General features: G+C 69.8%; 10 protein-coding genes. 5 read left to right on the forward strand and 5 right to left on the reverse strand.

Translation table 11 applies throughout. The features are described from left to right. Positions 1–40: 40 nt before the first annotated feature. Entirely contained in the window at positions 41–1,657 is a 1,617-nt protein-coding gene (locus ACW175_RS08610; protein WP_492104156.1) for an amino acid permease, read from the reverse strand. A gap of 179 nt (positions 1,658–1,836) precedes the next feature. Here ACW175_RS08610 and hrpB point away from each other — a divergent pair, with 179 nt between their 5' ends. Next, positions 1,837–4,278 (forward strand): ATP-dependent helicase HrpB, encoded by a 2,442-nt coding sequence (gene hrpB, locus ACW175_RS08615; RefSeq protein ID WP_492104157.1) that lies wholly within the window; start codon positions 1,837–1,839, stop codon positions 4,276–4,278. Here the strand turns inward: hrpB and ACW175_RS08620 are convergent. From ACW175_RS08620 to ACW175_RS08630, 3 genes are read right to left on the reverse strand one after another with little or no spacing between them, the layout of a single operon-like run. After that, complete coding sequence (locus tag ACW175_RS08620; protein ID WP_492104158.1) at positions 4,275–5,066, reverse strand: TrmH family RNA methyltransferase; 792 nt, start codon at positions 5,064–5,066, stop codon at positions 4,275–4,277. The genes hrpB and ACW175_RS08620 overlap by 4 nt on opposite strands. A 5-nt stretch (positions 5,067–5,071) precedes the next feature. Further along, complete coding sequence (locus ACW175_RS08625; RefSeq protein ID WP_492104159.1) at positions 5,072–5,998, reverse strand: RsmD family RNA methyltransferase; 927 nt, start codon at positions 5,996–5,998, stop codon at positions 5,072–5,074. Positions 5,999–6,015: 17 nt separating this feature from the next. After that, positions 6,016–7,479 (reverse strand): glycosyltransferase, encoded by a 1,464-nt coding sequence (locus ACW175_RS08630; RefSeq protein WP_492104160.1) that lies wholly within the window; start codon positions 7,477–7,479, stop codon positions 6,016–6,018. Between the two features lie 200 nt (positions 7,480–7,679). On the opposite strand from ACW175_RS08630, the gene ACW175_RS08635 reads away from it, so the two are divergent. From ACW175_RS08635 to ACW175_RS08650, 4 genes are read left to right on the forward strand one after another with little or no spacing between them, the layout of a single operon-like run. Beyond that, entirely contained in the window at positions 7,680–8,315 is a 636-nt protein-coding gene (locus tag ACW175_RS08635) for a TetR/AcrR family transcriptional regulator (RefSeq protein WP_492104161.1), read from the forward strand. Positions 8,316–8,319: 4 nt separating this feature from the next. Next, a complete protein-coding gene (locus tag ACW175_RS08640; protein WP_492104162.1) occupies positions 8,320–9,126 on the forward strand; it encodes an ABC transporter substrate-binding protein in 807 nt (268 codons plus the stop codon). Next, a complete protein-coding gene (locus ACW175_RS08645) occupies positions 9,069–10,109 on the forward strand; it encodes a FecCD family ABC transporter permease (protein ID WP_492104163.1) in 1,041 nt (346 codons plus the stop codon). Before ACW175_RS08640 ends, ACW175_RS08645 begins: the two co-directional genes overlap by 58 nt. Further along, on the forward strand, positions 10,106–10,861 hold the full coding sequence (locus tag ACW175_RS08650; protein ID WP_492104164.1) for an ABC transporter ATP-binding protein: 756 nt from the start codon (positions 10,106–10,108) through the stop codon (positions 10,859–10,861). The genes ACW175_RS08645 and ACW175_RS08650 overlap by 4 nt, the downstream gene beginning before the upstream one ends. On the opposite strand, the gene ACW175_RS08655 is transcribed toward ACW175_RS08650, so the two are convergent. Beyond that, positions 10,858–12,960 (reverse strand): lytic transglycosylase domain-containing protein, encoded by a 2,103-nt coding sequence (locus ACW175_RS08655; protein ID WP_492104928.1) that lies wholly within the window; start codon positions 12,958–12,960, stop codon positions 10,858–10,860. The two genes, ACW175_RS08650 and ACW175_RS08655, sit on opposite strands and share 4 nt — an antisense overlap. Positions 12,961–13,177: the final 217 nt, after the last annotated feature.

The following is a 13,177-nucleotide window of genomic DNA, read 5'->3' on the forward strand; positions in this document are numbered from 1 at the left end:
AGCGCCCGCCCTCTCTGACCTAAGGCCTAACAGCCGAAGATCAATCGCGTTCTTCCTTCGAACCCGGGGCCGGGGCGCCCGGCATAGGGGGAACCGGACCGCCGGGTGCGTCCGAAGCCAGTTCCGGAACGTCCGTCAGGCCGCGGCCGACATGGCTCTTGCGGTAGCCATAGGCGAAATAGATCACCAGACCGATGGCGCCCCAGATCGGCAGAACCAGCATCGCTTCGGCCGGCAGGTTGAAGTACAGCGCAGCGCAGCCGATCATGGCCAGTGGGGCCACGACCCACACGAACGGGGTCTTGAACGGACGCGGACGGTTCGGATCCTTCACCCGCAGCACCATCACCGCGATCGCCACCATGAAGAAGGCGAACAGCGTGCCGGAGTTGGAGATGTCGGCCAGTTGGCCGACCGGGAAGAAGGCCGCGGCCAGGGCCACGAAGATGCCGGTGGCGATCGTGACGATGTGCGGGGTTTTCCACTTGGGGTGGATGGTGGCCAGCTTCTCCGGCAGCAGGCCGTCGCGGGCCATGACGAAGAAGATGCGGGTCTGGCCGTAGATCATCATCAGGATGACGGAGGGCAGAGCCAGGTTGGCGGCCAGGCCGAGGGCGTTGCCGACGATCGGCCAGTTGATCTCGCGCAGGACGTGGGCCAGGGCCTCGTTCGAGCAGACCAGTCGATTGGCGTTCTCGCTCAGGGCGCAAGCGGCCTGGAAGGCGGCCGATCCGGGCTGGACAGCCGAACCGTCGGCGCCGAGCACCGGCTGAGCGCCGATGGCGCCGATCGCGCCGGCCGCGACCAGCAGATAGAAAACGGTGCAGATGGCCAGCGAGCCGATCAGGCCGATCGGGACGTTGCGCTGCGGGTTCTTGGTCTCCTCGGCGGCGGTCGACACGGCGTCGAAGCCGACATAGGCGAAGAAGATCGAGGCGGCGGCGCCGACCACGCCCATGCCCGTCGTGCCGGCGGGGCCGAACCAGCCGTTCGGGGTGAACGGCGAGAAGTTGCCGGTCTTCACGGCCGGCAGGGTCAGGACCACGAACACGGTCAGGGCCGTGACCTTGATCGCCACCAGTACCGCGTTGACGCGGGCGCTTTCGGTGGTGCCAAGGACCAGCAGGGCCGTCACCGCCAGGGCCACGACGATGGCCGGTATGTTGACGATGCCGACGCTGAAGTCCGCGGCGGGCATCCAGCCGTTCATCGACCAGGCGGGCCCCGACTTGAACAAGGCTGGCCACTGGAATCCGAACGCATGCTCGATCAGCCCCAGGAAGTAGCCGGACCAGCCGGCCGACACGGCCGACGCCGCGACGGCGTATTCGAGGATCAGCGCCCAGCCGACCATCCAGGCCAGCAGTTCGCCCATGACGGCGTAGGTGTAGGTGTAGGCGGAGCCCGAGACCGGGACCATCGAGGCCAGTTCGGAATAGCAGAGCGCGGCGATGGCGCAGACGGCGCCGGCGATCACGAAGCTCCACATCATGCCCGGACCGGCCTTCTGGGCGGCGGCGGCGGTCAGAACGAAGATGCCAGTACCGATGATCGCGCCAACCCCGAGCAGCGTCAGCTGAATGGGGCCAAGCGAGCGGTGAAGGGATTTTTTCTGAGCCGTCGCTAGGATCGCATCAAGCGATTTTACGCGCCACATAGTTCCTCCTGATAGGCAAGACTCCCCCCTGGGGTCGCCTTTAGAAAATTTTGCGGACCGTGACCCGTTTATGAGCATGGGGTCAAGGTCGAGCAGCGGATGCGCGTAAATGTTCTCCGCGACCCCCGCTCGTCCAGTGCTGCTTGGCCGCGAGGGCGGCTGCGGCTAAAGCGGGCGCGATGTTGCCCATTTTCGAGGCCCTTCCGGCGCTGAAAGGCGCCCTCGCCGAACGGGAGACCGCCGTTCTCGTCGCGCCGCCCGGCGCGGGCAAGACCACGGCCGTGCCCTTGGCGCTGCTGGACGAGCCGTGGACGCAAGGCCGCAAGATCATCGTTCTGGAGCCCCGCCGCCTGGCCGCGCGCGCCGCCGCCTCTCGCATGGCCGCGAACTTGAGCGAATCCGTCGGCGAGACGGTCGGCTTCCGGGTGCGCCTGCAGTCCAAGGTCTCAAGCCGGACGCGCATCGAGGTCGTCACCGAAGGCGTCTTTACCCGGATGATTCTCGACGACCCGGGCCTGGACGGCGTTGCCGCCGTGCTGTTCGACGAGTTCCACGAACGCAGCCTCGACGCCGACCTTGGCCTGGCCTTCGCCCGCGACGTCCAGAGCGTGCTGCGCGAAGACCTGCGCCTGCTGGTCATGTCGGCGACCCTGGACGGCGCGCGGATCTCGGCGTTGCTGAACGACGCGCCGATCGTCGAGAGTCAGGGGCGGATGTTCCCGGTCGACACCCGCTATCTGGGCCGCGATGAGCGCCAGCGGTTGGAGGAACGCGTCGGCCGCGCCGTCGAGCGGGCTCTGGCCGAGGAGATCGGCAGTGTCCTCGTTTTCCTGCCGGGCCAGGGCGAGATTCGCCGGGCCGAGAGCTGGCTGAACGAACGCCTGCGCCGGCCGGACGTAGACATAGCGCCCCTGTACGGTGCGCTCGATCCGGCCGTGCAGGACCGCGCCATCGCCGTCGCGCCGGCGGGCCGCCGCAAGGTGGTGCTGGCCACCTCGATCGCCGAGACCAGCCTGACCATCGAGGGCGTGCGGGTGGTGATCGACGCCGGCCTGGCCCGCGTGCCGCGCTATGATCCAGCCTCGGGGATCACCCGCCTGGACACCGTCCGCGTCAGCCGCGCCGCCGCCGACCAGCGCCGGGGCCGCGCCGGCCGCACCGAACCCGGCGTCTGCTACCGCCTGTGGGACGAGCCCGAGACCCGGGCGCTACCGGCCTTCGCGCGGCCGGAGATCCTGGAGGCGGATCTCTCGCGCCTGGCCCTGGATCTTGCCCGTTGGGGCGCGCGCGATCCTTCGGGCCTGACCTTCCTCGATCCGCCTCCACCCGCCGCCTTCGCCGAGGCGCGGACCCTGCTGACCCGCATCCAGGCCCTGGACGGGCAGGGGGATCTCACGCCGCACGGCAAGGCCCTGGCCGAGATGCCGCTGCCGCCGCGCCTGGCGCACATGGTCGTCCGGGCCGCCGCCTCGGGTCAGGCGCGAGAGGCCGCCGAGATCGCCGCCGTGCTGACCGAGCAAGGTCTCGGCGGCAAGGACGTCGACCTGCGTCGGCGGCTGGAGAACCTGCATCGCGACCGCTCGCCGCGCGCCCGCGACGCCATGGCTCTGGTCGAACGCTGGAGCCGCGCGGCCGGCAAACGCTCCGGCGCCAAGGTGCTCGAAGCCGGCCTGATGCTGGCCGAGGCCTATCCCGAGCGCGTCGCCAAGGCGCGCGGCAAGCCCGGCGAGTTCCAGCTGGCCGGCGGGCGCGGCGTCTATCTGGAGCCCACCGATCCTCTGGCCCGCGAGGCCTGGCTGGCCGTGGGCGAGCTGGGCGGCGGCGACAGCCGCGACCGCATCCTGCTGGCCGCCGCCGTCGATGAGGCCGAGCTGCGCGAGACCTTCGCCGACCGCCTGCTGGCCGAGGACCGCCTTGAGACCACGGGCGGCAAGGTCCGCGCCAAGCGCCTGCTTCGCCTGGGCCGCCTCGTGCTGGAAGAGCGCCTGATCGAGAACCCCGACCCGGCCATGATCGCCGGCGCGCTGATGGACCAGGTCCGCGCCGATGGCCTCTTCGGACTGCGCCTGGGGCAGGGGATCGAGGGCTTCCGCAGCCGGGTGGCGTTCCTGCGCGCGCTGGACGGCGAGGCCTGGCCCGATCTGTCCGACGCCGCCCTAGTGGCGCGGTTGGATGAATGGCTGGAGCCGCTGCTGCATGGGCGCTCGTCGCTGGCCAGCGTCGACGAGAATAGCCTGGACGGCGCGATCCGCGCGCTGGTCGCCTGGGACCTGCAGCAGAAGGTCGACGCCATGCTGCCGGCTCGCTTCAAGGCCCCGACGGGCACCACCGTGGCCATCGACTACGCCGCCGAGGCCGGTCCGCGCATCGACATCCGCGTGCAGGAGCTGTTCGGCCTGACCGAGCACCCCAGCATCGCCGGCGGCAAGGTTCCGCTGGTGCTGTCGCTGCTGTCGCCCGGCCACAAGCCGATCCAGATCACCCGCGACCTGCCGGGCTTCTGGAAAGGCTCGTGGCGCGAGGTGAAGATCGAGATGAAGGGCCGCTACCCCCGCCACGTCTGGCCGGACGACCCGGCAAACACCGCGCCGACGACGCGGGCCAAGCCTCGGGGGACCTAACCCGTCACCGTATAGATCATGATCCCCGTGGCCACCGACAGGTTCAGGCTGTCGGCGCGGCCACGCATCGGGATCTTGACGTTGACGTCGCAGGCGGCGGCCAGTTCGGGCGGAAGGCCCTGCTGTTCGTTGCCCATCAGGATCAGCGAGGGCTTCACATAGTCGGCGCTCTTGTGGTCGACCGTGGCGGTCAGCAGGGTGCCGACCACGCTGCCCGGCCAGCTCTCGCGCCAGGCCAGGAACTCGGGGATCGTCGCCTTGGCGATCTTCACCGCGAAGATCGAGCCCATGGTCGCGCGGACGCCTTCGACCGAGTAGGGGTCGACGCAGTCGCCGACCAGGATCACCCCGCCGCAGCCCGCCGCGTCCGCGGTGCGGATCACGGTGCCCAGGTTGCCCGGATCGCGGACGGCCTGCATGGCCACCCAGCACGGCGCGCTCTCGGGCACGATGGCCGACAGCCGCGTGTAGACCTGCTTGAACACGGCGACGACCGCCTGCGGGTTGTCGCGGCGCGAGACCTTCTCGAGGATTTCCCGATTGACCTCAATGACTTCGCCGCCGGCCTTGAGGCACGCGGCGACGGCCTTCTTCAGCATCGGATGGTCGGCGGCGTCCGGGCCGTACATGACGATCTTGGGCGCGTGGCCGCAATCGATCGCCTCGATGACGATCTTCAGGCCCTCGGCCAAGAACAGGCCGCTGTCTTCGCGCTCCTTGCGCATGTGCAGGGCGCGGACGGCCTTGACGGTGGTGTTGGTCAGCGAGGTGACGGTCTTGGTGTTCATCGCCGTTACCCTTCACCAAACTTGTCTTGGGCAGACCAGCGGGCGAAGAACGACAGGCCGATCTGGCGGTCGCCCTTTTCCTCGACCAGGGACAGCTCGCCCCAATCGATGACGCCGCCCCGGCCTTGAAGCTCCTGGGCCAGCAGGCCCGACATCGCCGCGCCCGAGACGCGGGCGGCATAGGCGTTCATCAGCAGGAACGAGGCGTCGTCGCTGAGCAGGGCGGCGCAGTCCTTGGTCAGGGCCGCCAGGTCCTCGAACAGACGCCAGACCTCGCCGTCGGCGCCGCGCCCGAACTTGGGCGGGTCCAGGATGACGCCGTCGTACTTATTGCCGCGCCGCACTTCGCGGGCCACGAACTTGCGGGCGTCCTCGACGATCCAGCGGATCGGCTTGTCGGCCAGGCCGGCGAAGGCGGCGTTCTCGCGCGCGAAGCCGACCGACTTCTTGGAGGCGTCGACATGGGTCACGGCCGAGCCAGCAGCGGCGCAGACCAGCGAGGCCACGCCCGTATAGCCGAACAGATTCAGGATCTTGGGCTGAGGTCCGGAACCCTTGCAGAGCGCGCGGACGCGTTCATCCTGCCAGGCCCAGTTAGCGGCCTGCTCGGGGAAGAAGGCCAGGTGCCGGAACGGCGTGAACTGGCCGTGGAACCTGGCTTCGCCCCAGGCCAGGTCGAACTTCTCGATCGGCTTGCCCTTGAAGCGCCAGCGACCAGCCTCGTCCTCGTCGGAGGGGTCGAAGACGGCGTCGGCGTCTTCCCAGGCCTTGGCGGGTAGGCGCGGCTCCCAGAAGCACTGCGGCTCGGGGCGAACGACCGTGTAGCGGCCATAGCGTTCCAGCTTCTTGCCGTGACCGCTGTCCAACAGGGCGTAGTCCGCCCAGCCGGTGGTGCGCATGACGATGGGGGCGGGAGCGATCTTCGGTGCCATCGCCCGCCCATACCGCCTTACGGCCCCAAAGGTCCAGAGTGGGGTCCAGAGTCGTGGGGGCCAGAGTGCGAGCCGGAGCGCGGGGCGTGCGGGGTCTTGTCCCAGCGGTGCGGGGCGGTGACGAACTGGTAGAGCGCCTTCATCCCCGCCAGGCTCTGCAGTGGCCAGTAGAGCACCATGCCGAACAGATGCAGCGACTTGGGCCGCGCCCGCATCCGCATGATCCCGCGCGCGCCGGCGATGGCGGAAGCGCTCCAGCCGAGCGCGTAGAGCGTGAGGTCCGCCGACGCGATCGTGAGGTGGGCGTCCGGCCAGAAGTCGATCGCGGCCAGCACGACCATCACGGCCATGATCGGTCCGTGCAGATGCGAGGAGGCCACCGACTGTGCCAGGGTCAGCGTCAGGGCCACGGCGTTGCGCGGCTGGCGGGGGACGGGACCGCGCAGACAGACGGCGATGGTTTGCATGTGTCCCTTGATCCATCGCGCCCGCTGCGGGAGCCATTGTCCCCAGGTGGTCGGCGCCGTCTCCCAGGTCGGCCGGTCGATGACGCCCAGCCGATAGCCGGCGGCGGCGAGGCGAAAGCCGATGTCCGCATCCTCGGTCACATTGAACGGGTCCCACCCGCCTTGTTCGCGCAGGATGGCGGTCCTGAAGTGATTGCTGGTCCCGCCCAGCGGGAAGGGCAGGCCCCATCGCGCCAGGGCCGGCAGCAGCACCTCGAAATGGGCGGCGTATTCCAGCCGGAACTGCGAGGGCAGGAACAGCGAGAAGCCCGGGTCCTCGATCCGCAGCGGGGCCTGCAGGCAGGCCAGGCTCTGGTCCGATGCCGCGAAACGGGCGGCGGCCTCCCGAAGTTGGCCGGCGTCGGGCATGTCCTCGGCGTCGTAGATCACCACGAGGTCGCCTCGCGCCTTGTCCAGCGCGTGGTTGCAGGCGCGCGGCTTGGTCTGGGGCGTCCCGCGCGGGACGACCAGCACCTGGATGAACGTGGGCAGCGGCAGGGCCCGAACCGCCGCCAGGGTCAGGTCGTCGTCGGCCTCCAGCACGATCAGCGCCTGCAGGCGGTCACGCGGATAGTCGAGCGCCCCAAGGCTCTGGACCAGTTCGGCCACGACCTCGGCCTCGCGATAGAGCGGGCAGATGAGCGTATAGGCTGGCAGGTCCTCGTCAGCCAGGGAGGGCGCGAGCGTTGGCGGCAAAGGCGTGCAGGCCGCCGCCAGACGGGTCAGGGCGCCCAGCAGGAAGACGGCGAAGAACAGGTGGTGCACGATCGTCATCGCCCCGATCGGGCTCAGCGCCACGCCAATGGCCGCCAGCAGACCAGCCAGGCAGACGCAGGCCGCTTGCCCTCGGGAAAGCGTCTGGTGCGCGCCATCGCGCCCGATCGGGGCGGTGTCTGCCCGCTCGATCCACTCAACGGACACAGGTCCGCACGCCGGCGCGAGCGCCGGTTCAAGCCGTCTGTCTTCGCGCGCCATGGATGCCCCTGGATACGCTGGTCGCCCCAACGGCGCAGATAAACGAATCTCAACCTTAAAGTGTCAAATGGTAAAAATGCTCGTTTTGGGAGGATTTTTCGCGCGCGCGAGGCGGGTCTTTCCTTCCACGCACGTTCTTGCGACGGCTGGGTGATTCCCGTTTAGTGTCGGACAGGGGAAACGCAGGGGAAGCCAAGTCCGTGACGGTCGTTCTGAAGAAGCCTCACAAGTCCGCCAGAAAGCCCAAGGGCGACGGGCACTTGCGTCGGGGCGAGATCCTGGCGGCGGCCGAGAAGATCTTCATCGCCGAAGGCTATTCCGGCGCGACGATCCGCAAGATCGCCGACGCCGTCGGCGTGTCCTCGACCGCGCTCTACATGCACTTCCGCGACAAGGACCAGATCCTGCTGGAGATCAGCAACGACGCCATCGAGCGTCTGCTGGAGCTCAATACGGAAATCGCGGCCCAACCGATCGATCCGGTTTCGCGGGTGCGGGTGATGCTGGAGGCGTACATGAAGTTCGCCCTCGACAACCCCAACACCTATCAACTGGTGTTCTGCGGCACGGGCGAGCACGTCTCGCCGGACAAGATCGCCGACGTGCTGGCGCTGGGCGACCGCTGCTTCGAGAAGTTCAGCGAGCCGGTGCATCAGATCGCCGCCCAGGGACGCCTGCGCTCGGGCTCGGCGGTGCAGGCCGCCGAAGTGCTGTGGAGCGGCTGCCATGGCCTGGTGTCGCTGCTGATCACCAAGCCTTCGCGCAACTGGTCCGACGCCGAAGGGTTGATGAAGATCATGCTGGACGGTCTGCTGTACGGCCTGGTGACGGACTGATTTCATGAATGCCGCCAAGGCCTTGTGCGCGCTTCTGGCGGCGATGACTCTTGTTCCCAGCGCCACTTTGGCGGGGCCGCGAGTGATGTCGCTCGATTCCTGCGCTGACCAATATGTCCTGGCCCTGGCGCCGCGCGAGACCATCGTCGGCCTGTCGCACCGGGCCGTCTCGCCCGACAGCTACATGCGTGCTTCAGCCAAGGGTCTGGCTTTGAGGCGGGCGACGTTCGAGAGCCTGGTCGCCGCCAAGCCCGATGTCGTGGTGCGCCTGTGGGGCGGCGACGCGCGGCTGTCCGAGGCCTTGCGGGGCAAGGGCGTGGCGACCGTGGCCCTGGACGACGCGGCCGACTTCGACGGCGTGCGGACCAACATCCGCAAGGTCGCCGCCGCGCTGGATCGCCAACAGCGGGGTGAGGCGCTGATCACGACCATGGACGCCAAGCTGGCCCGGTCGGCGGGGGCGGGGAAGGGACGCCCGGCGCTCTACCTCACGCCCGGCGGCTATACGGCCGGCTCCAACACCCTGGTTGACGCGATGCTGAAGGCGGCCGGCTACGCCAACGCCACCACCACGCCGTATTTCGCCCCGGTCTCGCTGGAGCGGATGGTGATGACGCCGCCAGCGGCGGTTGTGCTGGGCCTGTTCGATCTGGCCCGCGCCGGCTCGGACCGCTGGGGACCGGGACGCCACGCGGCGCTGCAGGGCGCGATCAAGGCCCGGACGGTCGCTTCGCTGCCGGCGGCGGTGGTCGGTTGCGCCGGCTGGTTCGCCGCAGATGGTTCGCTCGCCCTGGCGGAGGCCGCGCGTTGAGCCTCATACGCCTGTGTCTCCTGATGCTGATCGTCCTGGCGCTGGCGGCGACCGTGGCCGTGTCGCTGGGCGAGACGCCGCTGTCGCTGGCCCAGTACGCCCAGGCGCTGAGCCACCCGGCCTCGCCGCCGGGCGAGGTGCTGTGGACCATCCGCGCGCCGCGCGTCGCGGTCGCCGCCTTGGTCGGCGCGGCCTTGGGTCTGTCGGGCGCGACCATGCAGGGGCTGCTGCGCAATCCTCTGGCCGATCCCGGCGTGCTGGGCGTCTCGGCGGTGTCGGGCCTGGGCGCGGCCGTGGCGATCTCGGCGGGCCTGGCCGTGCTGCCCGGCGCGATCGAGCTGTCGGCTCTTGCCGGGGCTCTGGCGGCGGGGGCCGTGGTCGTGGTGCTGGCCGCGCGGTTCCGTGAGCCCGAAGCGCTGATCCTGTTCGGCGTGGCCCTGTCGGCGTTCGGCGGCGCGCTGACGGCGCTGGTGTTCAACCTCTCGCCCTCGCCGGTGGCGACGGCCGAGATCCTGGCCTGGCTGATGGGCTCGGTCGAGAACCGGGACTGGCATGACGCGCTAAGGGCTCTGGTCCCGATGGCGATCGGCGCGGCGCTGTGCGTCCGGGCCGGGCGGGGGCTGCGGATGCTGACCTTGGGTGAGGAGGCCGCGCGGATGTCCGGCCTGCCGATGGCGCGCCTGCGGGTCTATGCCGTCGCCGGCTCGTCCCTGCTGACCGGTGCGGGTGTGGCGGTGGCGGGCGTGATCGGCTTCGTCGGCCTGGCCGCGCCGCATCTGGTGCGAGCCCTGGTCAAGGACGACCCCAAACGGATCCTGTGGCCCTCCGCCCTGGCCGGTGCGCTGCTGCTGGTGCTGGCCGATCTGGCCGCCCGCCTCATCCCCACCGAGCAGGAGCTGAAGCTGGGCGTGGTCACGGCCCTGTTCGGCGCGCCGGCGTTCGCCCTGCTGGCTTGGCGGGCCTCGCGGAGCTGGCGGTCGTGAGCGCGCTCTGGACGCTGACCGACGCCACCGCCCGGCAAGGTCGCAAGGCGGTGCTGGAGGCCGCTTCCCTGAGCGTGGCGGCGGGTGAGGTGGTTGGCGTGGTCGGCCCCAACGGCGCGGGCAAAACCAGCCTGCTGCGCGCGGGCCTGGGGCTGCTGCCTCTGGCGGCGGGCGAGGCGCGGCTTTCGGGGCGTACGCTGGCCGAACTGAAGCCGGACGACCGCGCCAAGCTGGTCGGCTACTTGCCGCAGGATCGCCGCGTCGCCTGGAACCTGCCGGCTCGCATGATCGCCGCCCTGGGCGCGACCGACCTCGCGGACGAGGCCGCCGACGCCTTGGCGCTGGATTGCCTGGCCCGTGTCGGCGCGGCCGATCTGGCCGATCGCGGTGTGCTGGACATGTCTGGCGGTGAACGGGCGAGGGTGCTGCTGGCGCGGCTCCTGGCCACCCGCGCGCCGCTGCTGATCGCCGACGAGCCGGTGGCGGGCCTGGATCCCGACGCCCAGCTGCTGACCCTGGACCTGCTGCGCGCCGAGGCCGCCAAGGACGCGGGCGTCGTGGTGACCCTGCACGACCTGGGCCTGGCCGCCCGGTCCTGCGACCGCATCGTCGTGGTCGATCACGGCCGGATCGTCGCCGAGGGGCCGCCGCGCCAGGCCTTGGCGCGCGACATTCTCGGCCAGGTCTTCCGGCTCGACGGCGAACTGGTCGAGACCGCCGCGGGACCGGTGCTGGCGGCCCGCCGCGTTTAGGGCTGGGTGACCGCCGTATCGGCCGACGCCACCGAAGGCGAATAGACGTATCCGCCACGCTTCAGGTCCGACGACAGGGTCAGGGGGCTGACGCCGCCGTTCAGGCGGGCGCGGTAGACCATGGTCGTCTCCAGGGTCCGCATCACATAGTTGCGGGTCTCGGAGAAGGGGATGCACTCGATGAAGTCGAGCGGATCGGTGCCGGCGCCGCGCGGATCGCCGCACAGGCCCGCCCACTGGGCCGGACGGCCCGGACCGGCGTTGTAGGCGGCGGCCGCCATGATGTACGAGCCGCTGAAGCTGCGGACCATGTCGCCCAGATAGACCGAGCCCAGCCGCATGTTGTAGGGCGCATCGCCCAGCCGCTCGATCGAATGGGCCTCGCCCAGCTTGCGGGCGACGATCGAGGCGGTGGCCGGCATCAGCTGCATCATGCCGCGCGCGCCGACGCCCGAACGGGCCGACGGGTCGAAATTGCTTTCCTGGCGCGAGATCGAATAGACGAACGCCGTCTCGGCCGCGCCCGGACCCGGGGTGAAATGGTGGTCGAGCAGGGGGTAGCCGCGCTCGGGCAGGATGAAGCCGCGCTGTGCGGCCGTGCGCACGGCGCGCATGGCCAGGTCCTGGTCGCCGTAGCCGCGAGCGAAGTCGACCAGCAGGGCGCTTTCCTCGGCGTTGGGCAGGATGTCGTCGATGTACAGGACCAGGCTGCGGAACAGGTCGCGATTACCGGTGTCGGCCAGCATCCGCGCGGCGCGGATCTGCTCGCGGCCGTAGAATCGGGCGCGGTCGGCCTGGGTGATGACCGGATCGCGGTCCAGGCGCAGTTCCTTCAGGCCCGCCTTCTCGGCGGCCAGTTGGCCGTAGAAGGTGGTGATATAACGCGCGCCCTCGGCATAGAAGGCCTGGGCGGCGATCGGGTCGCCTTGCGCCTCGGCCGCGCGGCCCTGCCAGTAGAGGGCGCGGCCCCGCGTGATCGGCGAGGCGCCGACGGCGGCGATCTGGGCGAAGTGGGCGGCGGCGGCGTCCGGGTTCTTCAGGCGGGTCAGGGCGATCCAGCCGGCGTAGAACTCGCTCTCGGCGATGTCGGCCGGGGCCAGGGCCTGGGTGTTGTTGGCGGCGGCGTAGGCGCCGGCGCTGTTGCCGGCCTTCAGGGCCGCGACGATCAGCTGCTTGCGCTCCTTCCAGATCGCGGTCGAAGCTTCCTCGGTCGGCGGGGCAGGGAAGTTGACCGCCATCGGCAGGGCCAGGGTGTCCATGCCCGCGCGGCGCAGATAGGCGGCGCGCTCGAAGACCACGCCGGGCGAGCTTTGCAGGTCGGGTGTCAGGTTGTTGTAGAGCGTATTGGCGTTGCTGGCGTTCTGACGATAGGCCATCCGCACGCGGGCCGCGGACTGCCATGTGTCGGACAGCATGGCGACCATATCGCGGGCGGCCGGACCCTGCTGGCCATAAAGCAGGATGTCGGCGCGGCGATTGTAGTCGTCGGGCGTCAGCATGGCGCCGAAGCGGGCGATCATGCCGCGCTGAACGTCGGCCTCGAACACCTTGTCACGGAAGGTGCGGCGGATCAGGTTGGTGGCGTCCTGGGTCTTGCCGACAGCCTGATAGGCCGAAGCCAGCGCCATGGCTCCCTCGGCCGTCGCGGGCTGGGCGCCGCCGAACCAGGCGATGATGCGGGCAGGATCCAGGCCGGAGGTCGACAGAGCCTTCTCGGCGGCGGCGTCGCGCCGCGCGCCGCGCGGCCAGCCGGCCAGGTCGCGGCGGGCGGCGTCCAGCTCGAAGAAGCTCATCGCTTCGGCGTTGCTGTCGATCAACTGCCACTGGGCGATCTTCTTGGCGATCGGGTCCTGCAGGCTGTCCATGGCCATGCGCGCGCCCGAGACGTCGCCGCGCTTGGCGGCGGCGAGGGCGCTTTGCAGGTTGGCGCTGTCTGTGTCGGACAGCGCGCCGGGAACGGCGGTCGGCGGGGTGGTGATCAGGCCGGGCTGGCTGGAGTACGAGGTCGCATAGCCCGACGTCGTCTGGGCGTCCGCCGCCCCGACCACGGCCACGATGCAAGCTCCTCCGAGCAGAATCCGACGCACCACTGAAGCCAAAACGCTCTCCATCAACCGGCCCCTAAGAGCCTTGTACTCGAATACTCTGCCTGCCCCTATGCGACGATTCAGGCCTCAATAGGGTTTAAAGTCCGGTTCGCGGGGGTTGACCAAGCCGGTTTCCCCCATCAAATCCGCAGCTGCTCCGAAGCGCCGGTTGCGGCGTTACGGGGCAGGGACATATTGTCCGCCCCCATCGTCCTGCCGCAACACACGC

The organism is Caulobacter sp. FV1ye6ST (assembly GCF_058681225.1).